The sequence below is a fragment of the Pricia antarctica genome, from assembly GCF_900101815.1.
GTDB classification, from domain to species: Bacteria; Bacteroidota; Bacteroidia; order Flavobacteriales; family Flavobacteriaceae; genus Pricia; species Pricia antarctica.
The window spans coordinates 336,875-362,929 of sequence record NZ_FNAO01000001.1; the positions used below are offsets into that span (position 1 = coordinate 336,875).

Annotated in this window: 19 protein-coding genes; 14 read left to right on the forward strand and 5 right to left on the reverse strand. The window is 45.0% G+C overall.

Annotated features, from left to right (window positions below; genetic code table 11):
* Positions 1-321 precede the first annotated feature (321 nt).
* The 8 genes from BLT07_RS01415 (at position 322) to BLT07_RS01450 (ending at position 12,236) form a co-directional block, all read left to right on the forward strand.
* Positions 322-1,728, forward strand: a complete 1,407-nt coding sequence (locus tag BLT07_RS01415; protein ID WP_091864969.1) for a Gfo/Idh/MocA family protein — start codon at positions 322-324, stop codon at positions 1,726-1,728.
* Positions 1,729-1,744: 16 nt separating this feature from the next.
* Positions 1,745-2,740, forward strand: coding sequence for a Gfo/Idh/MocA family protein (locus BLT07_RS01420; RefSeq protein ID WP_091864970.1), 996 nt, complete (start codon positions 1,745-1,747; stop codon positions 2,738-2,740).
* 9 nt (positions 2,741-2,749) lie between these two features.
* Positions 2,750-3,958: an N-acetylglucosamine-6-phosphate deacetylase gene (locus BLT07_RS01425; protein ID WP_175455226.1), complete on the forward strand. Its 1,209-nt coding sequence runs from the start codon at positions 2,750-2,752 to the stop codon at positions 3,956-3,958.
* Positions 3,959-4,069: 111 nt separating this feature from the next.
* Entirely contained in the window at positions 4,070-5,311 is a 1,242-nt protein-coding gene (locus BLT07_RS01430) for an Nramp family divalent metal transporter (RefSeq protein ID WP_091864974.1), read from the forward strand.
* 175 nt (positions 5,312-5,486) lie between these two features.
* Positions 5,487-6,251, forward strand: a complete 765-nt coding sequence (locus BLT07_RS01435) for a glucosamine-6-phosphate deaminase (RefSeq protein WP_091864976.1) — start codon at positions 5,487-5,489, stop codon at positions 6,249-6,251.
* Between the two features lie 83 nt (positions 6,252-6,334).
* Entirely contained in the window at positions 6,335-7,261 is a 927-nt protein-coding gene (locus BLT07_RS01440; RefSeq protein WP_091864978.1) for a dihydrodipicolinate synthase family protein, read from the forward strand.
* Between the two features lie 161 nt (positions 7,262-7,422).
* Positions 7,423-10,722, forward strand: a complete 3,300-nt coding sequence (locus BLT07_RS01445; protein WP_091864980.1) for a SusC/RagA family TonB-linked outer membrane protein — start codon at positions 7,423-7,425, stop codon at positions 10,720-10,722.
* A gap of 11 nt (positions 10,723-10,733) precedes the next feature.
* Positions 10,734-12,236, forward strand: a complete 1,503-nt coding sequence (locus tag BLT07_RS01450; RefSeq protein WP_091864982.1) for a RagB/SusD family nutrient uptake outer membrane protein — start codon at positions 10,734-10,736, stop codon at positions 12,234-12,236.
* A gap of 61 nt (positions 12,237-12,297) precedes the next feature.
* On the opposite strand, the gene BLT07_RS01455 is transcribed toward BLT07_RS01450, so the two are convergent.
* Positions 12,298-13,029 carry a FadR/GntR family transcriptional regulator gene (locus tag BLT07_RS01455; protein WP_091865603.1) on the reverse strand — a complete coding sequence of 244 codons (732 nt, stop codon included), beginning with the start codon at positions 13,027-13,029 and terminating at the stop codon, positions 12,298-12,300.
* Positions 13,030-13,218: 189 nt separating this feature from the next.
* Between BLT07_RS01455 and BLT07_RS01460 the strand changes: the two genes are divergently transcribed.
* From BLT07_RS01460 to BLT07_RS01470, 3 genes are read left to right on the forward strand one after another with little or no spacing between them, the layout of a single operon-like run.
* Positions 13,219-14,400, forward strand: a complete 1,182-nt coding sequence (locus BLT07_RS01460) for a n-acyl-d-glucosamine 2-epimerase (RefSeq protein WP_091864984.1) — start codon at positions 13,219-13,221, stop codon at positions 14,398-14,400.
* A 59-nt stretch (positions 14,401-14,459) separates the two neighbouring features.
* Positions 14,460-15,593 (forward strand): sialidase family protein, encoded by a 1,134-nt coding sequence (locus tag BLT07_RS01465; protein WP_091864986.1) that lies wholly within the window; start codon positions 14,460-14,462, stop codon positions 15,591-15,593.
* A gap of 57 nt (positions 15,594-15,650) precedes the next feature.
* On the forward strand, positions 15,651-18,305 hold the full coding sequence (locus BLT07_RS01470) for a sodium:solute symporter family protein (RefSeq protein WP_091864988.1): 2,655 nt from the start codon (positions 15,651-15,653) through the stop codon (positions 18,303-18,305).
* Positions 18,306-18,429: 124 nt separating this feature from the next.
* On the opposite strand, the gene BLT07_RS01475 is transcribed toward BLT07_RS01470, so the two are convergent.
* From BLT07_RS01475 to BLT07_RS01485, 3 genes are all read right to left on the reverse strand, one after another.
* Positions 18,430-19,656 carry a nucleoside permease gene (locus BLT07_RS01475; RefSeq protein ID WP_091864990.1) on the reverse strand — a complete coding sequence of 409 codons (1,227 nt, stop codon included), beginning with the start codon at positions 19,654-19,656 and terminating at the stop codon, positions 18,430-18,432.
* Positions 19,657-19,721: 65 nt separating this feature from the next.
* Entirely contained in the window at positions 19,722-20,165 is a 444-nt protein-coding gene (locus BLT07_RS01480) for a DinB family protein (protein ID WP_091864992.1), read from the reverse strand.
* Positions 20,166-20,197: 32 nt separating this feature from the next.
* On the reverse strand, positions 20,198-21,187 hold the full coding sequence (locus BLT07_RS01485) for a sugar phosphate isomerase/epimerase family protein (RefSeq protein ID WP_091864994.1): 990 nt from the start codon (positions 21,185-21,187) through the stop codon (positions 20,198-20,200).
* A 145-nt stretch (positions 21,188-21,332) separates the two neighbouring features.
* Here BLT07_RS01485 and BLT07_RS01490 point away from each other — a divergent pair, with 145 nt between their 5' ends.
* The 3 genes from BLT07_RS01490 to BLT07_RS01500 are packed head-to-tail and all read left to right on the forward strand — an operon-like array spanning position 21,333 to position 24,628.
* A complete protein-coding gene (locus BLT07_RS01490) occupies positions 21,333-23,045 on the forward strand; it encodes a GMC oxidoreductase (protein WP_091864996.1) in 1,713 nt (570 codons plus the stop codon).
* The gene (locus tag BLT07_RS01495; RefSeq protein WP_091864998.1) at positions 23,045-23,692 is read left to right on the forward strand and encodes a gluconate 2-dehydrogenase subunit 3 family protein; all 648 of its coding nucleotides are present in this window, start codon (positions 23,045-23,047) and stop codon (positions 23,690-23,692) included. The genes BLT07_RS01490 and BLT07_RS01495 overlap by 1 nt, the downstream gene beginning before the upstream one ends.
* A gap of 15 nt (positions 23,693-23,707) precedes the next feature.
* Positions 23,708-24,628 (forward strand): hydroxypyruvate isomerase family protein, encoded by a 921-nt coding sequence (locus BLT07_RS01500; protein ID WP_091865000.1) that lies wholly within the window; start codon positions 23,708-23,710, stop codon positions 24,626-24,628.
* A gap of 878 nt (positions 24,629-25,506) precedes the next feature.
* Here the strand turns inward: BLT07_RS01500 and BLT07_RS01505 are convergent.
* Complete coding sequence (locus BLT07_RS01505) at positions 25,507-25,869, reverse strand: DUF4870 domain-containing protein (RefSeq protein ID WP_091865002.1); 363 nt, start codon at positions 25,867-25,869, stop codon at positions 25,507-25,509.
* Between the last annotated feature and the right edge of the window lie 186 nt (positions 25,870-26,055).

Here is a 26,055-nt window from a genome sequence, read left to right on the forward strand (position 1 = left end):
GATCAAGGCCACATTCTTGCTGTTTCCCTGCAATATTCAGATTAAAATTGGCCACTATTTACATATAACTTGGATGAATATGTTGAAATTACGAAATTTAGTGGTGTGCAAAACGAACGGAGCCTTATTAACCTTAACTGAAAAAACATAGTGAAGCTCACATTTGAAATAGCTAAAAAGACGTGAACATAAAAAGTAAGTCCCTTGCAAAAACAAATCGATTTTCAAGGTAGCTGAAAAGAAAAGTCGTTTTAAAAGAATATTCCTATCGTCCGTTAACATAACAAAATCATATCTTGTAAGCAGAAAAAAATCAATACCATGAACGATAAGTTAAATCAGTCCGCCGGTGGAGCAACAACGTCTTCTGAAAAGGGAGACCTTTCTGCCGGCGAGGCAAGTTCCAGAAGAAACTTTGTAAAAAAAAGCGCCTTGGCTTTTATGGCCGGTAGTATTTTACCACAATTCAGCGCAAAGAGCTACGCGAATATTTTAGGGTCAAACGAGATGATCAACGTTTCCGTGATGGGCGTAAACAGCCGTGGCAAAGCCCTGGCACAGAATTTTGCGGCGCAGAACAACTCCAATGTAATACACATTTGCGATGTAGATAGTAGGGCAATTACGAACTGCCTGACTGCGCTAAAGGAACGCCAAACAGTGGAAGCCAAGGCCTATACTGATTTCCGGAAATCTTTAGAAAGTAAGGATGTCGATGTACTGGTCGTTGCAGCCCCCGATCATTGGCACGCGCCGGCATCGCTAATCGCCCTGGAAGCCGGTAAGCATGTCTATGTCGAAAAACCTTGTAGCCATAACCCGAGCGAGGGCGAAATTTTGGTCAAGGCAGCCGCAAAATATGGTAAAATAGTACAAATGGGCAATCAGCGGCGTTCGTGGCCTAACGTTATGGAAAGCATTCAAGCGGTAAAGGATGGGGCTATCGGTCGTGTGTATTTTGGCAAGGGATGGTACACTAATAATCGTCCCTCGATAGGCATCGGTAAAGAGACGGCGGTTCCCGAATGGCTCAATTGGGACCTGTGGCAAGGGCCGGCTCCCCGAAAAAAGTTCAAGGACAATATTGTGCATTACAATTGGCACTGGTTTTGGCATTGGGGAACCGGGGAAGCCCTGAATAATGGCACCCATATGGTAGATCTCTTGCGCTGGGGAATGGAAGTCGACTACCCCACCCAAGTAAGTTCGAACGGCGGCAGGTACCGCTATCAAGATGATTGGGAAACCCCCGATACGCAAATCATCAACCTCAATTTCGATGATAGCAAAACTATGTCCTGGGAAGGCAGAAGTTGCAATGGCAAACCCATCGAGGGAAGTTCCGTAGGAGTAGTTTTTTATGGGGAAAATGGAAGCCTGCTCATTCCCGCCGGAAATAGCTATACCCAGTTCGACCTCGACGGAAAAATCGTCAAAGAGGTAGAGAACACCGAAGTGATCGATGCGCGCAACAAGAGCAATCCCGCAGAAAAATTGGATGCCTTACACATCCAGAACATGTTCGACGCCATAAAAAATGGAGGAAGTTTACATTCCAATGTGGATTCCGGACATAAAAGCACCCTTTTGGTACAACTGGGAAATATTTCTCAAAGAGTCGGGCGGTCTTTAGAAATCAATCCAAAAAATGGACATATTAGTAAAGACAAGGATGCGCAAAAATTATGGAGCCGGAATTATGAGAAGGGCTGGGAGATGAAACTTTAACCAAACTAGTAAACCCATGAATTCCAGAAGAAAATTTATAGAAAAACTCGGAAAAGGTACAGCTTTCTCCACTTTGGCAATGGCGACGCCCCTGGACGCTACTTCGCAATGGTTCGCCAAAAAAGACAACGAAATGAAACCCTTTACAATCGGTATCATCGGTGCAGAAAACTCGCATACTGCCGGTTTTGGCCAGCTTTTTAATGTGGAAAAGGCATTTCCTAACATGCAGGTGAAATATGTCTGGGGAGAGACCCAATCCTTTGCCGAAAAAGCGATGCAAGAGGGAAAAATACCAAACCGGGTCGATGATCCGAAAGATATGCTCGGTAAAATCGACGGACTCATCGTAGACCATCGGCACGGCAAGTTTCATCTTGAGCCCGCTATACCGTTTATCGAAGCCGGGGTGCCGACCTTTATCGACAAGCCATTTTGCTACCGTGCGAAAGAGGGCAAGTCCTTTTTGGAATTGGCCAAAAAGCATGGTACTCCCGTGACCTCCTTCAGTTCGGTTGCGAATAGCTATGAGACCTTTGATATCATGGAACAACTAAAAAATTGGGGCCCTATCAACCAAGTGGTGCGCTATGGCCCAGTCAGTCTGGGTTCTGAATACGGCGGCGTTTTCTTTTATGGCCCTCATATTATTCAGCCCCTGCTCTATATGTTCGGTGATACCGTTGAAAAAGTAAGAATCCAAAAAAATGGGGAAAACAGTAGTGCCAGTCTTATTTTCGAAAACGGCATGATGGCGAGCTTGGTCTTTACCACCAAAAAATATGGATGGCAAACCTTTGTGGAAACTGAGGAGGGTGTTGTCGAACTCAAATCGAAGTTGGAAGAAAAGACACCGGGCAAAAATTATGTCGATATGGTACACATGTTCAAAACGGGCGAAACTTCAAGGAGCAATGAAAGTATAATCCATTGCGTTGCCGTGCTCGAGGCCCTTGAGAAATCGACTGCCACTGAGCAATGGGAAAAAGTGGCGAAATACGACGAAATCTAAAAAATGATCATGAAATCATCTAGCACATACCTATCTGTTGTTCTTATTTTTACCCTCTCCATACCATCCAATGCACAAACGATAGAAGGTCTATTATATTCCGATGGAAATCCGGTTTCGCTTTCTTTGGATAAGGGAAGAATTACGAAAGTGTCTCCCTTGAAAATGGGTAGTAATGTTACCAAAACCCATATCGCCCCAGGATTGATCGACATACAGATCAACGGCTATGTCGGGGTGGATTTTTCCGGCCCCGATCTTACCGTGGAAGGGGTGAAAAAAGCAACCAAGGCATTGTGGAAGGCCGGGGTAACCTCCTATTATCCCACGGTCATCACCAGTGATATCGAGCGTATCAAGACCAATTTCGCCATCCTTGCCAAGGCGAAGGAAGACCCCGAAATCGGCCCGTCCATTCCGGGGTTCCATTTAGAGGGTCCTTATATTTCGCCTATCGCAGGCTTCCGTGGCGCCCATTTGGAAAAATACATCAAGGTCCCCGATTGGGCCGAATTTCAGGAATTCCAGAAAGCTGCCAACGGCGGTATCAAACTGATAACCCTTGCGCCCGAACTGGAAGGTGCCATCCCGTTTATCCGTAAACTTGTCGAAAGCGGCGTTACCGTATCCCTGGGCCACCACAACGGTTCGGCCGAAGACATTGCCCTTGCCGTAGAGGCCGGCGCCAAATTGTCCACCCATTTGGGTAACGGCTGCGCCAATGAGATCAATAGGCATAACAATCCGCTTTGGCCGCAGCTGTCGAACGATGCGCTGAGCATATCAATTATTGCAGATGGGTTTCACTTGACCCGTGAGGAGGTACGCACCTTTTACAAGACAAAAGGTGTCGAAAAGACTATTCTGGTGTCGGACGCCCTTGATCTTGCGGGACTCCCCCCTGGGGAATACACCCGTGGCGAGCGTACCTTGTTGCTGACCCCGAACGTGGTAAAACTTCCTAAGGAAAACGTATTGGCCGGGGCTGCATCCCCTATCAGCAAGTGCGTTGGCCAGATTATGGAATTCACGGAATGCTCCTTGAAGGATGCCATACAGATGGCCAGCACCAACCCGGCCGAGTTTTTTGTCTTAAAAGAACTGGGCGCGATCGAAATAGGCAAACGTGCAGACCTTATCCTCTTTACTATGGAAAATAATGAAATGGTTATTGAACAAACCTATGTGAACGGAGAATTGGTTTACACCATTAAATAATCCTTTAATTTTATCCTATAGCTAATAATTGGAAAAGTTGATTTTTATAAAATAACATAAGACAAAAATAGAGGCTGTCCAACTAGTGACCATATCATAGGCGAACGTCAAATGAATAACCAACCACTCACAAAAAAAATACTCCTAGCCCTTAGTGCCGTAGGCCCCGGACTTTTCCTTATCGGTTACAACATCGGTACGGGCAGCGTGACCACTATGGCCAAAACAGGGGCCGAACATGGTATGGGCCTGTTCTGGGCACTTATACTTTCGTGTATTTTCACCTACATCTTAATGGTGGCCTATGGTAAAGTTACCTTGGTGACCGGCAAGACCGCGCTCTTCAATATCAGATCGGAATTCAAATATGGTTGGGTGCTGTCCCTTTATATCATCATTGCGCTAATAATCGGAGAACTGCTGGCGCTCATAGGTGTGATGGGCATCGTCGCCGACCTAATCCAGGAAGGTATCCGGCTTGCGTTCGACGGTGAAATCGTCAACACCTTTTGGATCATCCTGTTCTTTGTGGTCAATCTTTTTTTCCTTCTTTGGTACGGACGTTACCGGACCTTTGAAAAAATACTGACCGTTCTGGTAGTCTTGATGGGGCTTTCATTTCTGGTCGTTTTCTTTATGGTAAAGCCCAGCTTCTCGTCTTTAGTGGAAGGTATCGTACCCAGTATCCCCGATACGCCCGGGGCATTCGGACTTATCGCCGCCATAGCGGGCACGACCTGCTCGGCCGCCGTATTTATTATGCGAAGCACCGTGGTCGCCGAAAAAGGATGGGGCATAAAGAATTTAAGGGAAGAGAAAAAGGATGCCGCGGTATCCGCAACTATGATGTTGCTATTGAGCGGGGCCATCATGGCCGTTGCCGCTGGGACTTTATATGTTTCTGGGCAGACCCTTGAAAATACCGTGGAGATGATCGGCCTTTTCGAGCCCATCGGCGGAAAGGTGGCGGCCTATATTTTGATTATCGGTATTGCCGGCGCGGGACTGTCGACGATATTCCCCATAGTGCTGATAGCCCCCTGGCTGATAGCCGATTATCAGGGTACCCCGAGAAACATCCACTCCACTTCATCGCGCATCCTTATTTTCATAGCCCTTTTGTTTACTTTCGGAACGGTATTTTTAGAGGAACGTCCGCCTGCCCTTATGGTTTTTTCCCAGGCTTTTCAGGCCTGTATCCTGCCGGCGGTAGCCATTCCCATCTTTATACTGATCAACAAGAAAACACTCATGAACCAATACACCGCTAAAATGAGATGGAATATAGGGATTGTAGCCGTTATCCTCTTTTCGTTGCTGACGAGCTGGTTCGCCATTGCCGATTTCTTTTGAAGGGGTAGAAGTGGCGCTGGTCCGTGGTCAATGGTCAGTGGTCAGTGGTCAGTGGTCAGTGCTCAGTGGTCAATAAACATCTGAAGTTTAGGGAGTTTCCATTCCCATTACTGGTATAAGACATGAATCCAAAGAACAATAACAGAAAAGCTCAGTTACACTATTACCCTAAAAAATGACAAAAATCCTAAAAGTAGATAATCTAGACGTCGCCATTTACGAAACAACCGTCGACATGGGCAAGGCAGCGGCCGATTTTGTGCAACGAAAGCTGTCCGAGGCCATCGCCGAAAAAGGAAGTGCTAATTTGATTTTGGCCACCGGTGCGTCGCAATTTAAATTCCTCGAGGCCCTCAAGGAAAGAGAAATCGATTGGCAAAAAATTACGGTCTTCCATTTGGACGAGTACAAGGATATTTCCGATACGCATCCCGCCAGTTTCAGAAAGTATCTGAAAGATAGGATACTCGACGCGGTAAATCCCAAAAAAATCCATTTTTTGAACGGGGATGCCGAGGATATCGAAGCCGAAATGGACCACTATGCGGAGGCACTGAAAAACCATCCGATAGACATCGCTTGTATCGGTATCGGCGAAAATGGACATATCGCCTTTAACGATCCACCGGTAGCGGATTTCAATGACCCCAAATTAGTTAAATTGGTCACCTTGGACGAGGCCTGTAGAAACCAACAATTGGGGGAAGGATGGTTTCCGACATTTGACGATGTGCCCGAACAGGCTCTTACGCTTACCATCACGTCTATCTTAAACTGTAAGGCAATTAGTTGCGTGGTACCCGATGAACGAAAAGCGGAAGCCGTCTACAACACCTTATACCATGATATCAATACCGATTGCCCCGCCACTATTTTAAGAAATCACAAGCAGACCAAGTTGTTTTTGGATAGTGCTTCGGCATCGAAAATTGATAACTGAGGCGTAAGACGCCAAAAATAAGTGATGAATGTAGGACATTGAAATAAAAATCATATCTTTGTTATGTTATACATAATACAAATATGAAAAATCTGATTGCCGCTACCTACGCTCCCATGCACCAAGATGGTTCCCTTAATTTAGAAATCATCAAGCCTTACGGACAATTTTTACAATCTAATGGAGTCGAAGGTGCCTTTGTGAACGGCTCGACGGGTGATTTCGTGTCGCTAAGTACAATTGAGCGCAAACAACTGATTGAGGCTTGGGCGAAAAACAGGCTAGATACTTTCTTTGTCACAAATCATGTAGGGCATACCAATATCAGGGAAGCCCAAGAACTGGCGGCACACTCGGAAAACTTGGCGGATGCCATCTGCGCCCTTCCCCCTTTTTACTTCAAGCCAAGAACACTGGATAGTCTTTTACTCTATTGTTCCGAGATAGCGAGGAGTGCCCCCAGTCTACCATTTTATTACTATCATATTCCCATACTGACCGGTGCGGACTTTCCGATGATCGATTTTTTAAAGAGGGCTGTCGACCAGATTCCCAATTTTGCAGGGATCAAATATTCTCAGTACAATCCCAAGGATTTTTCCCAGTGCCTGCATTTTGATCAAGGTTCGAAGAACATTCTTTTTGGCGTCGATGAAAAAATGCTGTCCAGCTTGCCACTGGGCACTACTGGATGGGTTGGCAGTACCTATAACCATTTGGCCCCGCTCTATTACGAAATCATCTCCTCTTTTATTAAAGGTGATATACAAAAAGCGGAATCGCTTCAGGAAAAAGCGGTCTTTTTCGTAGAAACTTTGGACAAGATCAGCGGCTTCAACGGGGCTGGAAAAAGCTTTATGCGACTCTTCGGGTTAAATTTGGGGCCATCCCGTTTTCCTCATAAAACCATGACTGACCAACAGCTGAAGACCGCTATACAAGCTTTGGACCAACATCGGGTGCTCCCCTTTTTAAACACATCATTTTCCGAAAAGTACCTTTCTATTTAACCGTTATCAGTAGGTTCCAAATCAATTCGAAATGAAACGCTTTACCAACTAAATAGCCCAAAGTGTTAAAAATCATTATTTTTATTTTATTATGTATAACATAATACAATATTTTAGTATCTTGCGCCAATCTAAACTAATGTTAACTCAATTTCCTTAGTATGAAATACCCTAAAAAACAGACTGATACAAGGACGAAAGTACTCAAGAAGCGTTCTTGCCATTTCTCACGGCCAAAATCACTTTACGTTCTGGCCGCATTCTTGTTGCTCTTCTGTACAAGCGCCTTTGCACAACAAATTGAGATTACGGGCAGCGTTTCGGATTCTGAAGGCGTGCCATTGCCCGGAGCAAGCATCGTTGTCAAAGGGACCACAAACGGCGCACAAACAGACTTCGATGGGAATTACTTGATCGAAGCCAATACCGACGATATCCTAATGTTTAGTTATATTGGATATGCACCACAGGAAATTCCCATTGACAACCAATCCAGCATCAATGTGGTACTTCAAGAAGATTTTGCGACATTGGACGAGGTGGTCGTAACGGGATATGGAAAACAATCAAGGGCCAAACTAACTACCTCGGTCGCCAAGTTGGATACCCGGATTCTGGAAACCTCAAGCAGATCAAATGCTGCAACCGCATTACAGGGTACCATTGCCGGTCTTCGGGTCACCAATACTACAGGACAACCCGGGTCGACCCCAAACATTGTACTGCGCGGAGGCACCAATTTTGACGGCTCAGGTTCCCCGTTGATTTTAATCGATGGAATTCCCGGAAGTTTTTATGCCCTGAATTCAGATGACATAGAATCCATTGAGGTATTAAAGGATGCTGCTGCAACGGCAATTTACGGAGCTCGATCCGCCAATGGAGTGGTCTTGGTTACCACCAAATCAGGGAAGATAGGTCGATCGAATATTAGTTATAAGCAAAAATATAGTGTCAATCGCAAAAGGGAAACACCGGATTACTTAGGTGCTTCCGATTTTATTAGATACAACCGTCAGGCTGTTCAGTATTATAGACAGGCAACAAATAATGATACGGGTTTTGCTGCTTTTTTAGATGGGCCTTTAGCTTTTGGCACCGGTGGTAATACTACCGATTCGCCCTTTACCACACAGTTCCTTTCCGATGATAACCGGTATTTGTTGAACCAACCGGGCTGGAATACGGTAGAAGACCCTCTAAATCCTGGTCAACAAATTTTATTTCTCGAAAATAAGGTAAGCGACAATATCTACCAACCTAGTCAAACCATAGACCATTATCTCTCTTTTGATGGGGGGAACGAAAAAGGCACGTATTATTTGGGATTAGGTTATTTAGATAACGACGGCCTTATATTAGGTTCTGGTTTCAAGCGATATTCTGGGAAGTTTTCCGCATCCTATAATATATCCGATAAGTTAAAAGTATCTTCGAATATCCTGTATTCCCATTCTAACTTGAGCACAAGTCCCTTGGGAGGCGACGACACGGTATTTAGACGATTCTCCGGACAGGCCCCTACATCCAGAACCTACAACAACAACCCTGACGGTACGCTTTCCGATGATTTGAATCCAGGTACGAACAGTGGGTTCGGAAATCCTTTGTACTATATTGATAAGTTTATCAGAAAAAATTTGGAGCAACGCCTGTCCGCTTCCATTATATTAGATTATGATATTACGAAAGACCTGGCCTTTTCATTTACCGGGAGCCATTTTACGATCAATAACCATAACGAAGCTTTCAACAAGGCATTTCTAGATGGCGGTACATTAATAACCAACAGAAATGCTTCCGCCAGTCTTGACAGAACCTTACGAAATCAATTAACGGCTACCTTAAATTATACCAAATCAATAAAGGACCATACCTTCAGTCTTCTTCTGGGAGCGGAATATTATAAAAATAACTTTTTTGGATTGAATGCGGCTACGAAAGACTCCCCAACTGATCTTATTTTCACACTAAATGCAGGTAGTGAGGCAAACGGTGTTCCTTCCAGCTTTGAATCCGAAAACATCATACTGTCTACATTTGGTCGCTTGAACTATGATTTCGCGGATAAATATTTGGCGAGTTTTACCTATCGCTATGACGGTTCATCGCAATTGGCAAATAATAAATACGGTTTCTTCCCCGGGGTTTCCTTGGGATGGAATGTACACAAGGAAGATTTTTTTATGGATTCATCCTTGGGTAAAGTCATTTCAAACTTTAAGCCAAGGTTGAGCTACGGGGTCAATGGCAACCTTTCATCTTTGGTTCCTGCCGGACAGGCTGATCGTGTAGCGAACTATGTAGTGTTCGGTTCCTATGGTTCCCAAGGTATCTATGATGGTCAAACGGGTTACGCCAATACAGGACTCCCTACTTTGGACCTGCAATGGGAACGTTCCACAACGTTTAACGTGGGATTGGATGTATCGTTCTTCGATAATAGATTGACCCTTATCGGTGATTACTTCATACGGGATGTAAAGGATAAGATTTCCGATCTTACGTTGCCCTTTTGGACAGGGTTTGGATCCATCCGAACCAACAACGGCACCTTGCGCAATAAAGGTTTTGAGCTTCAGCTGACCGCCGATGCCATTAGAACCGATGTGGTGCAATGGCAATTAGGGGGAACATTGTCCCACAGCAAGAATTTTGTCGTAAAATTACCCGAAAACGATAACGAGCTTAACCGTCAAGGCGGGGTGCAGATCAATGACCCCAATACCGGCGAACAGATATGGGTCGGTGGTCTTCAAGAGGGTCAGCGTGTAGGCCAAGATTTGGTAACGGCCTATATACAGGATTATGTTTATGCCGATCAAGCGGCCGTTGATGCAGATGCGACCCGACAGGATGAACTATTGCCGAATCCCACGCAACGCTATCCGGGGGATGTTGCTTGGGTAGATACAGATGGGGATAATGTCATAAATAGTTTTGATAGGCGTGTCATTGGTCGTACAACTCCTGATTTCATCGGTGGCTTCACCTCCAATTTAAAATACAAGAATTTTGGACTGTTCGTCAAGACCGATTTTGCTACGGGACATATTATCTATAATCACATTCGCGGAAAAGGTTTTGGGCAGACCCAAGGGAATTTGAACCAAGACGCCATCGTGTTACAATCATGGACGCCTGAACATCGGAATACCGATGTTCCTAGATTCGTCTTTGTTGACGCCCAAAGGAATATTTTTAGGGGTAATGAAAGTACGATCAGCAGCCGTTTCTGGGAAAAAGGTGATTATTTGGCGTTACGTGAGGTAACCTTGAGTTATGATATACCCACGAAGGCTTTTAATGACAAGATAAAGAGGCTGAGCTTATACTTGACCGGCTCTAATTTATATTATTTCAAAGGATATAGCGGAGATACTCCCGAACAAGGGGGGTTTCAAGCAGGTCAGTTTCCCGTTCCCAGAACATATACTTTAGGACTCAATCTAACTTTTTAAAAATCTTCAACATGAAATATCTATATATAATTATCGTTCTAGTAGCCTTTAGTTCGTGTGAAAAAGAGCTGGAACTCGAAGCCCCAAGTGAACTGACCGTTGCCGGTTTTTGGGAATCCGAAAATGGTGCACGTGCCGCACATACAGGTCTCTATGGCTCCTTTAGGGGCACAAATAATACCCAATGGCTATTAGGTGAGATACGAAGCGATATGTATGGTGGCCAGACTTTCGAGTCGCCGGCCAATGTGGAGCTTATTGAATCGAATATAACCGTATCCACCGCACCCTTTGGAGGTTGGGCGGGTCTGTATAACGAGATTCATAAGTTGAACGATTTTCTGCTTAATGTGCCGAACATCGAATTCAATAATGAGGCGGATAAAAATCACATGCTGGGCCAAGCCTATGGAATTCGGGCATTTCATTATTATACCTTGCTAAAAACATGGGGTGCGGTACCCATTAGTACGGAACCTTTGGCCACTACAGACCCTCAAGGTCTGAGCAAGCCAAGAGCCCCCCAATCCGAGGTTATGGCATTGATAAAGGCCGACATACAGGCCTCTTTGGATGCTTTTGGTTCAGACGGGTCTTATTGGCAAGACAAGCGCGTCTATTGGTCAAAGGCAGCTACCTTAGGTCTTAAGGGAGATGTCTATATTTGGTCTGGCACTTTGCTGGCCGGTGGCGATGCCGATTACACCGAGGCCAAGAACGCGTTACAGGAGGTTGCTTCCTTAGATGTAGAATTGGCGCCAAATTTTGCCGATCTATGGTCGGTCGACAATGAAAATAATAAAGAATTTATCTTCGCCTTTCAGTACGAACAGGACCAAGCAACTAATTTCTACAGTTTACTGACAGGGCGAACAACGGAAATACAGCCCCAATTTGATAGCGAGGGCAATTCGATGTCAGATTTTATAGTCAATGGCGCAAATAGATATGGGCCTTCCGAAAAAACGCTGGTTCTTACCGACGATAATTTAGATGCAAGAAAAGATGCGACTTTCATTCGCTTATTCACGGATGACAATGGAGGAACCGGCTATCCGACCTTTAATGCCGGTACCTATTTTGGATCGGTTATCAATAAATTTGGGGGAACTGTGGATGGCAGTATCCGAATTTCCGATAATGATGTGCCTATTTACCGATATGCCGATGTGTTGCTGTTATTGGCCGAGGCCAAAAATTTACTGGGTGAAGATCCCTCTGGGGAAATTAACCAGATCAGGGAAAGAGCCTATGCCGAAAACTATGAGGCTGCTACCAACGGCTATGTAAATGGCACAAAAGTGCAAAATACGGAAGCCATTCTGGAAGAAAGGTACAAGGAATTCGTAGCGGAAGGGAAAAGATGGTGGGATTTGAGAAGAGCGGGTGACAGCTATGTCATTGACAACGTAAGTTTTTTGAATCCAGGGGATGAATTTAAATTAGTATTGCCCATCACATTAGACATGATCGGTAGAAACCCCTTGCTGGAGCAGACACCGGGATATAATTGATATCATTTGTTGAGTTAGTTGAGTAGCAAAAAGGTCTTGGCTGAATTAGCCGAGGCCTTTTTTATTTGTTCCCGTCCCTTTTGAAAGTGTGGTCAAAGTGCGGTTCTAGATGTCGGCGCATGGCATTTCTAAACGTTTCAGGTGTACCTACTTTTAAATTTTCGAATAACATGCGATGGCTAACGAACTGGCCATCCGAAAAATGATACCCGTCTAGATCGGTATTCTTTGTATCGTTTAAATAGACATAGTTAAAGACGGGAAGTAAAAGATTTTGGAACTTTTGTAAGGTAATGTTGTGCGACATTTGGTACAGTTTTCCGTGAAAGGCCACCTCTTTGTCCAGCGTAAAACGAATTTTACCGGTACCTGTTGCCTCCTCGGCCTCGACGATTTCTTCCAGCTCGTCCATATCTTTTTGGGTCTTGTGCTCAAACAGAAAATCGGCCATGCCCATCTCTAAAATCAGCCTAAATTCGAACAGTTGTTTCAAAGTATCCTCGCCCAAAAGGGTCGGATCCATCATGCGCGCAAAGTTATTGATGATGTCGGGCCGTTTCAAGGTCATGCCCCTGTGTTTTTTGGAATCTATAAGACCCAAGGTGCGTAAACGGAGTAAGGCCTCGCGCACCACCGTCCTGCTTACGCCCAACGACTCGGCGAACTCCAATTCCTTGGGGATGGCATCGCCGGGCTTGAGTTCGTTCTCCTTAAAAAAGGATAACAGGCGGACTTCCACTTTGTCAACAAGGGATCCGGTATCTACGGGCTTTAGATTTTTTAACTTTTTCATCGTGGTTTTGATAGGATGTGAATACCGATTTCCATAGGCAATGATTTTAAATTCCAAAAAAATATGCGCACAAAAATAGGTATAGTTATTTTCTCTTCCCCATAAAATTGGATGACCGACATTAATTACCTTAGGTCCTACGAAGTTAAGCAAATAATGCTTAATTTTGTATTATGTTATACATAACAAATGAATTACGCTGAGGATTACAAAAACGCACTATTTAACGATGTACTTCCATTTTGGGAGCGAAATTCACTAGATACCCAAAACGGCGGCTATTTCACCTGCCTTGATCGAACGGGAAAAGTGTACGATACCGACAAATTCGTTTGGCTTCAAGGCCGGCAGGTGTGGTTGTTCTCCATGCTCTACAATAAAATAGAACAACGGGACTCGTGGTTGGAAATTGCAAAGTCGGGAGCGGAGTTCCTAAAAAAATACGGTATGGATTCCGATGGCAACTTCTATTTCTCACTGACCCGCGAAGGGAAGCCCTTGGTACAGCCGTACAATATTTTTTCCGATTGCTTTGCGGCGATGGCTTTCGCGCAATATGCCAAGGCTTCCGGCAACGAGGAATTCAACACCTTGGCCAAACGCACCTATCTCAATATTCTGGTTCGAAAGGATAATCCGAAAGGAACTTATGAAAAGAGCACCGGCGAACGATCGTTAAAGAACTTCGCCCTTCCTATGATTTTGTCGAACCTAGTCTTGGAACTGGAAGACATCCTTAAACCGGAAGAGGTACAGCAGACAATAGATTTTAGTGTCAACGAAGTCATGGAAGTCTTCCTTCAAAAAGATTCCGGATTGATTTACGAGAACGTGCTTTCCGACGGTTCGCTGAACGATAGCTTTGATGGCCGCCTAATCAATCCCGGCCACGGTATCGAGGCCATGTGGTTTATGATCGATATCGGCATACGGCAAAACGACCAGGACCTCATCCAAAGGGCAACAGATACCATTATACGGATTTTGGAATATGGATGGGACAACGAATTCGGTGGCATCCTCTATTTCAAGGATGCCCAAGGCCATCCGCCCCAACAATTGGAGCATGACCAAAAACTATGGTGGGTGCATTTGGAAGCCTTGGTCGCTTTATCCAAAGCATATGAACACCATCCAACGAAAAAAATAAAGGACTGGTACGAAAAAGTTCACGAGTACTCGTGGTCGCATTTTCCCGACCCCGACAACGGGGAGTGGTTCGGCTATTTGAACCGGCAGGGGCAACCCTCATCAACCCTGAAAGGTGGGAAATGGAAAGGGTGCTTTCATGTACCGCGGGCGTTGTACCAGTGCTGGAAAACCTTTGAACGGATTGAAACCGCTAAAAATTCTATTGTACCATCCAAATAAGACTGGAAAACAACAGCTTTATAAAAACTCAAATACATCAACTTGATATCTATACGATTATGAAATTATCTCCATTTTTCCTCCTAATTCTTCTGGTTTTTTCCACCAACGCACAAGACCAAGCCTATCAAATGGCCGAAGGTCTTGATCATTACGAAGATCTTTTCAATGCGTCGAACAACGATTCGATATCCTGTTTTCGGATTCCTGCACTGGTGACCGCGCCCAACGGCGATGTTCTTGCGGCCATCGACGAACGGATTCCATCATGTAACGACTTGCGGGGAAGCGACGACATCAACATTGTGCTGCGTAGAAGCACCGATAATGGCAAAACGTGGTCGCCTATCGAAACTGTGGTCGATTTCCCGTTGGGCGAATCGGCCTCGGACCCATCGATGATCGTTGACGAAATGACCAACGAAATATTCCTGTTCTACAATTTTATGAATCTGGATACGGAAAAAGATATTTACTATCTGCACGTCGTAAAGAGCGACGACAACGGTAAAACCTGGAGCAGGCCCCAGGACATAACTGATCAGATCGCAAAACCCAAATGGCGCAAAGATTTCAAATTTATTACTTCCGGTCGTGGCATCCAGACCCGCGGCGGTAAACTTTTGCACTGTATGGTCAACCTGAACAGTGGCATGCATATCTTTGGAAGCGATGATCACGGCAAGAGCTGGTTCTTTATCGACACCCCTATCATGCCCGCCGATGAATCAAAAATAGTCGAACTGGAAGACGGAAGATGGATGGTCAATGCCAGGGCCAACGATAAACAACGCATTAGATATGTACATATTTCCTCGGATGAAGGCAAAACATGGACCACGGAACCGGAACCTCAACTCAAAGACCCTGGATGCAACGCAAGTATCATCCGCTATACCTCGATTAAGGACGGCTATAAAAAGAGCCGAATGTTATTCGCTAACGCTAACTCGGTCGATGAACGCACCAATTTGACGGTTCGCGTGAGCTACGACGAAGGAAAGACTTGGTCAAATGGCAAGACTATCTACAGGGGTAGTGCCGCCTATTCGTCGCTTACCATTTTAGACAATGGGAATATAGGTGTGTTCTTTGAGAAGGACGATTACACCCAGAATATGTTTGCCAGCTTTTCCTTGAACTGGCTGACCGATGGCAAGGACAAATACCGTAAACCCAAGAAAGGGAAATAACGTTCACCAGCACCGTGCACTTGATTCAAAACGACTATGAATAGCCAAGCATTCCGTATGAGCAAGATTAACCGATTTGTACTCACGGCACTTGTACTTTTGTTCCCTCTGATATCGAATGGCCAGGAGATTCAACAGGTCGGGATAGCCCAGTTACCCGACCTTCCCGCAATGGCGAACGATTCCGTTTCCTTCGGCTATGCCGGTATGATGGGCGGCACACACAACGGGGCCATTCTGGCGGTCGGCGGCGCCAATTTTCCTACCGGTTTGCCTTGGAAAGGCGGCAAAAAAGTCTATAGCGATGCGATTTATGTGCTAGGTGATGCTCAAGATGCTCATTGGATCGAATCCGATCAGACCCTTCCTTCTCCCCTAGCCTATGGAGCTTCAGTATCCACTTCCGAAGGGATTCTGATCATCGGCGGCGAAAATGGAACTACAACAAGCCATGATGTTCTTTTATTAAAGTATAATACTGCTTCAAATAGTGTCGATATTACCGATTATCCTCCCTTACCCGAACCCTTGGCCTATACTGCTGCCGTAGTAGAAGAAGACTATGTGTATATCGTTGGCGGCAAAAATGCCAACAAAAGCGTCAATTCTTTTTATAGAATGCGGTTGGATGGGTCTAAAAAATGGGAAAAACTGGCCGATTTCCCCGGTGCTCCGCGCGCGCTGCATACTGTGGCGGTTCAGGAAACCAAGGATTCCAGAAAACTCTTTGTCATTGGTGGGCGTAATCAAACAGTCGGCAAGAAATCGGAAACCTTGACCAATTATCTTTCCTATGACCTTAGGGATGGTCTTTGGAAGGATGAAGGTGACATCTCGATAGATGGAAGATCGAGAGTCTTGATGGGCGCTTCCGTCGAAAGTATGGGCTCGATGAGCATCATGGTCTATGGCGGTTCCGACGAGTTGCTTTTTAATCGATTGGAGGACTTTGCCTTGCGTCTCGAAGAACTCGCTTCGCCGCTCGAAGACCGCGATCCGCAGTCCGACACCGAAAAAAGGGATTCCTTGATTACCCAACTGACCGAAAAACGGGATTCCCTCCTAAATTCCCATCCCGGTTTTTCTAAAGAAATATTGGGCTACAATAGCATTACCAAAAAGTGGTATGTGTACGAAACCCTGACAGATAATATCCCCGTTACCGCATTATCCTTTAAAAAAGACGACGATTTTGTAATCATTTCCGGCGAGGTTTCCCCGGGTATCCGAACGCCTGAAGTACGGGAATATGCTATTGCCGACGAGACCAAGCCTTTCGGCGTCGTTAATTATACGGTTTTGGCGCTATACTTAATGATTTCGCTTTTGATCGGGGTTTATTTTGCCCGGAAACAAAAGTCCACCGAAGATTATTTTGTAGGCGGCGGTCGTATTCCTTGGTGGGCATCGGGACTCAGTGTTTTCGGCACTTTATTAAGCGCGATTACTTTTATGGCCATCCCCGCCAAGGCCTTTATAACGGATTGGTCTTTCTTTTTTCTCAACATCACGGCGATTTTGATTACGCCTGTTATCGCCTTTATCTTTATTCCCTTTTTCAATAAACTCAAGATTCGAACGGCGTACGAATATTTAGAAGACCGTTTCAACTACGCAGCACGTGCCTTCGGCAGCCTGTCGTTTATTCTGTTCCAGCTGGGGCGAATCGGTATTGTGCTGTTGTTGCCCTCGCTCGCCATTTCCATAGTGACGGGCATCCCCGTGGAGACCAGTATTATGATCATGGGCCTACTCTGTATCTTCTATACCACTTTTGGGGGCATCGAAGCCGTAATCTGGACGGATGTATTACAAGTAATCGTTCTCTTGGGCGGTAGTATTCTAGCGGTCGTTTGGATCATGGTCCATACGGAAACTTCGTTCGGCGAAATGATTAGCTATGCTTCCGAACGCGATAAATTCAATATCGCCAACATGGAGTTTGATTTTACCGAATCCACTTTTTGGGTAGTATTCATCGGTGGTCTCGCCTCGGCCATGGTGACGCAGGGCACCGACCAAACCATCGTACAACGGTATTTGACCAGTAACAATGTAAGAGATTCCCAAAAGACCCTCTATACGAACGCCGTCCTGACCTTACCGGCCACCATTATCTTTTTCGGTATCGGCACCCTGTTGTTTATTTTTTATACGGAAATGCCCAATGCCCTATCCCCGGCCATTTCGAACAACGACTCTATTTTCCCATGGTACATCGTCCATGAATTGCCCATCGGGGTTTCGGGTCTTTTGGTAGCCGGCATATTTTCCGCGGCCATGTCGAGTATCAGCAGCAGCCTGAATTCAGTATCCACGGCCTATTGTAACGATTTCCATCAACATTTCAGACCGAAAACAAAGGACAAAAAATTATTGAAGATTGCCAGGGTAGCAACTATTCTCACTGGGATAGCCGGAATTTTATTAGCCCTTTGGATGGCCAATTCGAACATCAAATCCCTTTGGGACCAATTTTATCGATATTTGGGCCTTTTTACGGGAGGCCTGGGAGGCATGTTTCTTTTAGGGATGCTCACCAAACAGGCCAATTCAACAGGCACATTAATCGGATTGGTTGCCAGTGCCATTCTAATCTGGTACATCAGCGTTTTTACAGAAATCAACTTTCTGATGTATGCATTCTTCGGGGTGGTGTCCTGTTTTAGTTTTGGGTATATTTTTAGTTTGATTTTTAAGGGGAAAACGTAAAATTCTGTCTGATTAATGCAAATCAATCTCTACTGATCAAAAACTGCCTGTCTTGGTTGGCAGGTAGGCAGATGGCAGATCGGAAAGCAATTTCATCTGAATATCGCGAAAGAAAAGAAATCTCCTAAGTCTTATAGCTAATTTTGACATTTTTAAACAAAAGTCCAAATAAAACTAGAACTACTCCGGCGAATGCAGCTGGATAGAGCCAAATCGTCTGCCAATCATGAACGCCGTCGGAAAGCAGATAGGCATCCGTAATCTTACCGGCCGCCCAAAAACCTATTAACATGCCTATCCCGTAGGTCGCCAAGGTTATCAGCCCTTGAGCCGAGCTTTTATACGCATTTCCGGCCTTGCTATCGGTATAAATCTGTCCGCTGACAAAGAAAAAATCGTAGCAGATCCCATGGAGGGCAATCCCTAACAACAATAAAACGACAAGATCGCCCGTATCGCCATAGGCAAATAGCAGGTATCGAACTCCCCAAGCCAACATAGCCACCAACATCGTCATCTTGAAACCGAACCGTTTAAAAAAATACGGCAGCAAAAGCATAAAGAGGATTTCCGAAATTTGCCCAATGGTCATTTTACCCGCGGGATTGGCCACCCCGATTTCCCCCAAAAATTGTCCGGCATGTTGATAATAGAATGCTAAGGGAATGCATATCAGCACCGAGGCCAAAAAGAAAATCAAAAAATTACGGTCTTTTAAAAGGGAAAGTGCATCCAATCCCAAAATATCGGAAAGCGTCACTTTTTTTGAGATATCGGCCCTTGGTGGGGTTTTGGGTAGCGTAAAACTAAAGACCCCCAAAACGGCAGAAGAGATGGCAGCCATCAAAAAGGTGTTCCTAAGAATGCCTTCGGAGATGCCCGTTTCAGAATCCCAATTTAAATAACTGATCAGCAGGCCGGCCACAATCCATCCCAAAGTTCCGAAAACGCGAACGAACGCGAACTCTTTTCCCGGATCCTTCATTTGGTTGAACGAAACCGAGTTGACCAAGGCCAACGTACTCATGTACATAATCATATAGGCCAATAAATAGGGGAAAAATAAGGTGAAATCGGTGGTTTGATAGAGCAAATACATCAATATAGCACCTAAAAGATGAAGCACACCCAAAATACGTTCCGCATTAAAATATCTATCTGCTATCAGCCCGATTACGAACGGCGCCAAAATTGCGCCGTAGGATTGTGTGGAGTAGGCCATCGCGATCTCTCCCCCATTGGATCCCAAGGTATTCGGAAGATAGATACCCATGGTCACATACCAACTCCCCCAGACAAAAAATTCAAGGAACATCATTACAGAAAGCTGTGATCGTATCGTGCCGTTCATAAAATGGTTTTACGGAGATGGCTTAAAAAGCTCGACCTAAAGGACATTGAACCATCGATAAAGCTTCATCTTTTATAATGGATATAGTCCGAGGCCAACGGCTCTAGTCCGTTCACCCTGAAATCCATTGCAATCTGGCCGCGGTGGTGCGCGGAATGGTTGATGATGTGAAAAAGCATATCCTGCAAGGTATTGGTAAACAATCGACCTTCGGTATTTTCGTAGTCGATACGTTTTTCGAAATCTTCGGTGCTCGAAGTAATCTCAAACGAATTCCGCTGATTTTCGTAATGGATATCGCCCAAAGCCTGTATATTGTGCAACTGCCAAACCTTGAATTCCGGTTTTCGCTCGCGTATCCTCGCATTCCATATATGGTGGGCATTGAGAATGTGACTAAATAAAAGTAGGCTCTTATCGGGCACCGTATCGATAGTGCCCAAAGTCTCGATCAATTGTTTATTGCAGTGGAAATTATAGTCGAAAATGGAATTGAAAAATGCTTTCACGTATGGCTATGTCTTAGTATAATAGAACCCTATCAGGTCATTTCTTTGGCTGCTTTGAGCATCAGTTCCTTAGTGGCTATGATACCGGCCTCTTCACTAAGTTCGCTGCCTTCGTATTCCACACCGATAAAACTGGTATAGCCTTGATCTTTGACCATCTGTAACATTTTTACATAATCGATTTCCGTCTCGTTGCCGTCGGCGTCGAAATCATGGGTCTTGGCACTGACCGCCTTGGCGTAGGGCATCATTTCTTTCACCCCTTTGTACTTATCGTATTCGTCGGCGCAGCCAGTATCCGAGCGAGTGATACAGAAATTTCCGAAATCGGGCAGGGTGCCGCAATTGTCCATATCGACAGTGGCCATCACATCGGCGAGCATGGCACCGTTCGATGAGAGTCCCCCGTGGTTTTCTACAAGAATCTCGATATTTTTTCCTTTGGCATAGGTGGACAACTTGGTCAATCCATCAACGGAATTGGCTTTCCATTCTGCTGGGTCGTCGCTTCCCCTTAGGTTTACCCGTATGGCATGGCATCCCATTGCTTGCGCGGCATCGACCCATTTATGGTGTCTTTCTACGGACTCATTTCTTTCTTTTTCATCGTTTACCGCCAAACTTCCCTGGCCGTCAATCATGATTAAAACATTCTGTAACCCGTGTTTTTTGGCTTCTGCATTCGATTTTTCAATGAAATTGGCCATCGCCTTCTCAGAATATTCGTCATTGTCCAAATCGGCGGGATATAGTTGGCTTACATATTCCAATCCTGAAAATCCCCAATTTTTAGCCTTTTCGGCAAAGGTATAGGGGTCGACGCCATCATCCTTGATCATTTTATGAATGCTCCATTGCGCCAGCGAAAGTTTGAAAAACGGATCTACTGCTTTAACGGTCAGATTGGCATCCTCAGTAGTTTCATCTTCCTTTTTCTTGGTTTCTTTACAGGCGTACATACCTAAAAGTGAGAACGCAATACCTGCTTGGGAGCTATTTCTGATAAAATTTCTTCGTTTCATTATTGTTTGGATGTATTGGTGAATAATTATAAAAATATAAGTTCAAAACTTCAACGAAAATACTATTGTCACAAGAAGTAAAGCGACTAAATGTAGATAATTAATTTTATATTTTTTACTTTTAGGGACTAAACAATTCATTTCCATGGGTAAATTCTATTACAATCAAGAGCAAGATTCCTACGACGCCATCGTTGTAGGTACAGGTATAAGCGGTGGATGGGCAGCTAAAGAACTTTGCGAGAAAGGCCTAAAAACATTGGTACTGGAAAGGGGCCGAATGGTCAAGCACATCGAAGATTACGAGACGGCGAATATGGACGATTGGGATTTTCCGTTGCGCGGCGACCTTCCGCTGGAAGAACAAAAAAAACAACTGAAGCAAGCCCGTACCGGTTACACCACCAAGGCACCCAGTGCTATGTGGTTTGTAAACGACCTTGAGCACCCCTACAATGAAATCAAACGTTTCGATTGGATGCGCGGCTACCACGTTGGAGGGCGATCTTTGCAATGGGGGCGGCATAGCTACCGTTGGAGCGATATCGACTTTACCGCTAATCAAAAGGACGGAATATCGATCGATTGGCCAGTACGTTATAAGGATATCGCCCCTTGGTACGACAAAGTGGAATCGTACATAGGAGTAACGGGAGAGAACTTAGGATTGCCCCAGTTGCCCGACGGCCAGTTCGAACCCATGATGGAACTGAACTGCGTTGAGCAAGAATTCAGGGAAAAGACTGCCGAGAATTACGACGGCAGGGTGGTTACCGCAGGCCGGGTCGCCCATATCAACAGCGATAAGGCCTATGATGGGCGTAGTCGTTGCCAATATCGCAACCGCTGTATCAGGGGCTGCCCTTTCGGCGCCTACTTCAGCAGTAATTCGTCTACCTTGCCCGCCGCCGAGAAAACGGGCAACATGACCCTTCGGCCAGATTCGATCGTACACGAAGTGATTTACGATCCCGATACCAAACGGGCGACCGGGGTAAAAGTCATCGATCGCGTTACCAAAGAAACCCATGAATTTAAGGCCAAGGTCATATTTCTTTGTGCCTCGGCCATTGCTTCTACCTCTATCTTGATGCAGTCTAAATCCGATACTTTTCCTGATGGTATGGGTAATGCATCGGATCAATTGGGCCGTAATATCATGGACCATCATCTAGGTGTCGGCGCATCCGGCAAATACGATGGTTTTGAGGATAAATATTATAAGGGAAGAAAGCCCAATGGCATCTACCTGCCCCGTTTCAGGAATTTGGGTGGCGACACGAACCGAACCGACTACAAAAGAGGCTTCGGCTATCAAGGCGGTGCTTCACGAGGTGATTGGGAAGATTCGGTAGCCGAACTATCTTACGGCAAAGACTTGAAAGACGCCATCCTAAAACCCGGAGGCTGGAGATTCGGTATGACAGGCTTTGGGGAAACTTTGCCCTACGAAGAAAACCGGATGACCATGGATTACGAGAAATTGGATGGTTGGGGATTGCCCACGGTTACCTTCGACGCAGAATTCAAGGAGAACGAATGGGCCATGCGGAAAGACATGAAGGAATCCGCCGTTGACATGCTCGAAAAAGCAGGGTTTCGTGATGTAGAGCCTTACGACAATCCAGGTGCGCTTGGTCTTGGCATTCACGAAATGGGTACCGCCCGTATGGGAAGAGACCGACGAACTTCTGTGCTGAACGCCCACAACCAGCTTCACGACGTACCCAACGTGTATGTTACCGACGGTTCGTTTATGACATCTGCCAACTGTGTCAACCCATCGCTGACCTATATGGCATTTACCGCACGGGCCGCAGAACATGCAGCCAACGAACTTAAAAAAGGAAATATATAATGGAAAGAAGAAAAGCACTCAGAAATATGGGATTGGCCTTGGGATACACCGTAGCCACCCCTACCTTGTTAAGCATCATGCAGAGTTGCCAAAACGAAACGGTACTCGAATGGACGCCCGATTTCTTTACTCCGGACCAAGGGTCTGTCCTGACCAAGTTGGTGGACATAATCATACCAAAAACCGATACCCCGTCGGCATCGGAAACCCAAGTACACTTATTTATCGACCGTTTTACCGATCAGGTCATGGAACCTCAACAGCAAGATTTCGTAAAAATGTCCCTAGGCCGCTTTATGGAAAAAGCTTTAAAGGATTCAAATAAGGAAAAAGCAGGCGAACTGACGGCAGAGGAACTTGAACCGGTTTTGGCTGCCGCACTAAAAGCAACGCCAGAAAACCAAACGAAAAACTTCGAGGCCATACAGCAATACCAAGAAGCGATTTCTGAAGGCCAGGAAGCTCTATTAGATGATACCATCTCCCGGTTCGCATTTGCCAACAACTTAAGGGGACTGACCATTATGGGCTATAAAACTTCTGAATTTGTCGGGGAAGAAGTGCTGGCATATCTTCCCGTACCCGGGGAATATATCCCTTGTGGTGACCTGCAAGAGCTGACAGGGGGCAAAGCTTGGTCGATTTAGAAAAAACAAAAACCAATGAAAAGAAGAAATTTTATACAAAAAACCGCACTAACGGGCGGAGCGATTTCCATGGGCGGAGCTTTAACGTATGCAAAAAACAGCAATAGCACCCTCCTAGCACCCCATAAATTCAACCTCAAGTATGCTCCACATATGGGTATGTTCGAGAATCTAGCGGGCAAAGATCCCATCGATCAGCTCAATTTCATGGCCGATCAAGGTTTTACCGCTTTTGAGGACAATGGCATGATGGGCAGGGATGTTGCATTACAGACCAAAATGGGTGAAACCTTAGCCAAACGCGGTATGACCATGGGCGTGTTCGTCGTCCAAAAAGGTGGAAATATGGCCAATACCTTGGCTGCCGGTAAACAGGAATACATCGATATCTTTTTGGACGGTTGTAAGAAGGCAGTGGAGACCGCCAAGCGATGTAATGCCAAATGGATGACCGTTGTGCCCGGCGGATTTGAGCGCAACCTGCCTATAGGCATCCAAAATGCCAATGTCATCGAGGCCCTGCGAAAGGGTGCGGAAATTTTAGAGCCCCACGGACTGGTGATGGTACTCGAACCGCTCTCCGATTCGCCCGATCTCTACTTGCGGAACTCGGAACAGACCTATTTAATCTGCAAAGGAGTAAATAGCCCTTCCTGTAAAATATTGTACGATATCTATCACATGCAGAAAAATGAAGGGAATCTGATTCACAACATGGAGCTTACGTGGAACGAAATTGCCTACATCCAGCTTGGCGATAACCCCGGGCGTAATGAACCTACTACGGGTGAAATCAACTACAAGAATGTTTTTAAATGGATTCATGAAAAAGGCTATACAGGTGTTTTGGGTATGGAACACGGTAACTCCAAAGAAGGCAAGGCAGGTGAGCAAGCGGTTATCGATGCTTACAAGCAGGAAGATGCTTTTATGTAAATCCCGATAATTACAGAGATCAGATACAATACATCCACCCTACACTTGAGGGCAATTTGAGCCTGGCATCAACACTTCATATATTTTCTTTGGCCGCATGTAATCTAATTGCAAGCTATATAGCGTATATACTGTATTGTTACATCTTTGGCAATGGATAAATACGTTATTATATTGTTGATCTATATCGTGGCCTATATTACATCGGTCGTGACCAGGCCTTATATCGAGAAATAAAACTCTCATTTCTTTCACGAATTGATATAAAAAAAGCCCCACTTTCGAGGGGTATTTTTTATATAGCAGGTTTGCTGCGAACGGTGCCGGCCACTTCTAAATTTGTATTTGTGTTTTGGGTGCCTATACCTAAAGCGCCATTGTCCGCAACAGTCAATCTCGGAAAAGTACTCGTAACTAGGTGAACCTTGCTGCACCTATTTTTAGCTTTTTAAAAACAGCTGTTAAAAGACTGTTTCTGTCTTACATGAAGAATTTTTGTTACAACTGGAAAATCAGCTCAAGGCATGTAATCAGACTTAGCCCCGCAATGGCAAAAAGGACGATGTAAACGAAAATGGCTTTCATAAATCTATTGTTTGGGGCAGAATTGTTAGGGAATATGAAAAAAAACTTTACTAACAGGAAATGTCATCCTGCCATCGTATTTGAACACAAGATAGGGCACGGCACGCTTCTATGAGGCAAAGATGTATGGATTGCATGTAGTGGCGTATAATTGGTAGGCTATCGAAATTCGAAAGCAATTAGGGCTTCCTTGTTGATAAAACTGCAAATAATAGGGAAGACCAATAAAAAAAGGTTGTATACGAAGGATTTTTTCATGGTTCCTTTTTTTAGGTAAATGGTTCTCGAGTCGATTATAGACCCTTGAACCAAATCTCGTATTTGTTCCCCAAAATCGGTGCGGGCTTTTCCTTTTCGTTGATGGCGTTCATCAAGGCCATGATCCACATATAGAGTAGTACGAAAATACCAACCATATTGATAATCCATCCCAAAATGGGAATGATGCCGATGACACCTAGGGCCAGTCCCGTTACACAAAGTCCGATGGACTGTCGGATGTGGTAGTTGGCAAAATCGAGTTTTTTATCGTTATTCATAACAAAAGCGATGACCAGACCTATAATAGTGATATAAGATATAATCGCGATTTTTTTGGCTTCTTCGTTTACGGCGACCGCTTCTTTGGTGCCCAATTTTGTTTCTGTTGTTTCCATTTTTATTCGATTTGTGATTTAATCCGTTAGTACTGTTTTTTAAGGAAGGTAAATAGGGTAGACATGTTAGTGACGTTGCTATTCACCTGCTTCGCTTTTTTACTCTTTACAACCAATAAGCAGAAATAGGGTTAGTAGGGTGCCGCCATAAAAGAGTTTTTCGTTTTATTTAGTATGGATTTTAAG

Excerpts from the sequence above, each read along its gene's own strand:
- BLT07_RS01450 (WP_091864982.1), top strand. The coding sequence starts at position 10,734 with ATGAAATATCTATATATAATTATCGTTCTAGTAGCCTTTAGTTCGTGT.
- BLT07_RS01490 (WP_091864996.1), top strand. The coding sequence starts at position 21,333 with ATGGGTAAATTCTATTACAATCAAGAGCAAGATTCCTACGACGCCATC.
- BLT07_RS01440 (WP_091864978.1), top strand. The coding sequence starts at position 6,335 with ATGAAAAATCTGATTGCCGCTACCTACGCTCCCATGCACCAAGATGGT.
- BLT07_RS01415 (WP_091864969.1), top strand. The coding sequence starts at position 322 with ATGAACGATAAGTTAAATCAGTCCGCCGGTGGAGCAACAACGTCTTCT.
- BLT07_RS01445 (WP_091864980.1), top strand. The coding sequence starts at position 7,423 with ATGAAATACCCTAAAAAACAGACTGATACAAGGACGAAAGTACTCAAG.
- BLT07_RS01460 (WP_091864984.1), top strand. The coding sequence starts at position 13,219 with ATGAATTACGCTGAGGATTACAAAAACGCACTATTTAACGATGTACTT.
- BLT07_RS01485 (WP_091864994.1), bottom strand. The coding sequence starts at position 21,187 with ATGAAACGAAGAAATTTTATCAGAAATAGCTCCCAAGCAGGTATTGCG.
- BLT07_RS01425 (WP_175455226.1), top strand. The coding sequence starts at position 2,750 with ATGAAATCATCTAGCACATACCTATCTGTTGTTCTTATTTTTACCCTC.
- BLT07_RS01420 (WP_091864970.1), top strand. The coding sequence starts at position 1,745 with ATGAATTCCAGAAGAAAATTTATAGAAAAACTCGGAAAAGGTACAGCT.
- BLT07_RS01470 (WP_091864988.1), top strand. The coding sequence starts at position 15,651 with ATGAGCAAGATTAACCGATTTGTACTCACGGCACTTGTACTTTTGTTC.
- BLT07_RS01495 (WP_091864998.1), top strand. The coding sequence starts at position 23,045 with ATGGAAAGAAGAAAAGCACTCAGAAATATGGGATTGGCCTTGGGATAC.
- BLT07_RS01435 (WP_091864976.1), top strand. The coding sequence starts at position 5,487 with ATGACAAAAATCCTAAAAGTAGATAATCTAGACGTCGCCATTTACGAA.
- BLT07_RS01430 (WP_091864974.1), top strand. The coding sequence starts at position 4,070 with ATGAATAACCAACCACTCACAAAAAAAATACTCCTAGCCCTTAGTGCC.
- BLT07_RS01475 (WP_091864990.1), bottom strand. The coding sequence starts at position 19,656 with ATGAACGGCACGATACGATCACAGCTTTCTGTAATGATGTTCCTTGAA.
- BLT07_RS01465 (WP_091864986.1), top strand. The coding sequence starts at position 14,460 with ATGAAATTATCTCCATTTTTCCTCCTAATTCTTCTGGTTTTTTCCACC.
- BLT07_RS01505 (WP_091865002.1), bottom strand. The coding sequence starts at position 25,869 with ATGGAAACAACAGAAACAAAATTGGGCACCAAAGAAGCGGTCGCCGTA.
- BLT07_RS01500 (WP_091865000.1), top strand. The coding sequence starts at position 23,708 with ATGAAAAGAAGAAATTTTATACAAAAAACCGCACTAACGGGCGGAGCG.
- BLT07_RS01455 (WP_091865603.1), bottom strand. The coding sequence starts at position 13,029 with ATGAAAAAGTTAAAAAATCTAAAGCCCGTAGATACCGGATCCCTTGTT.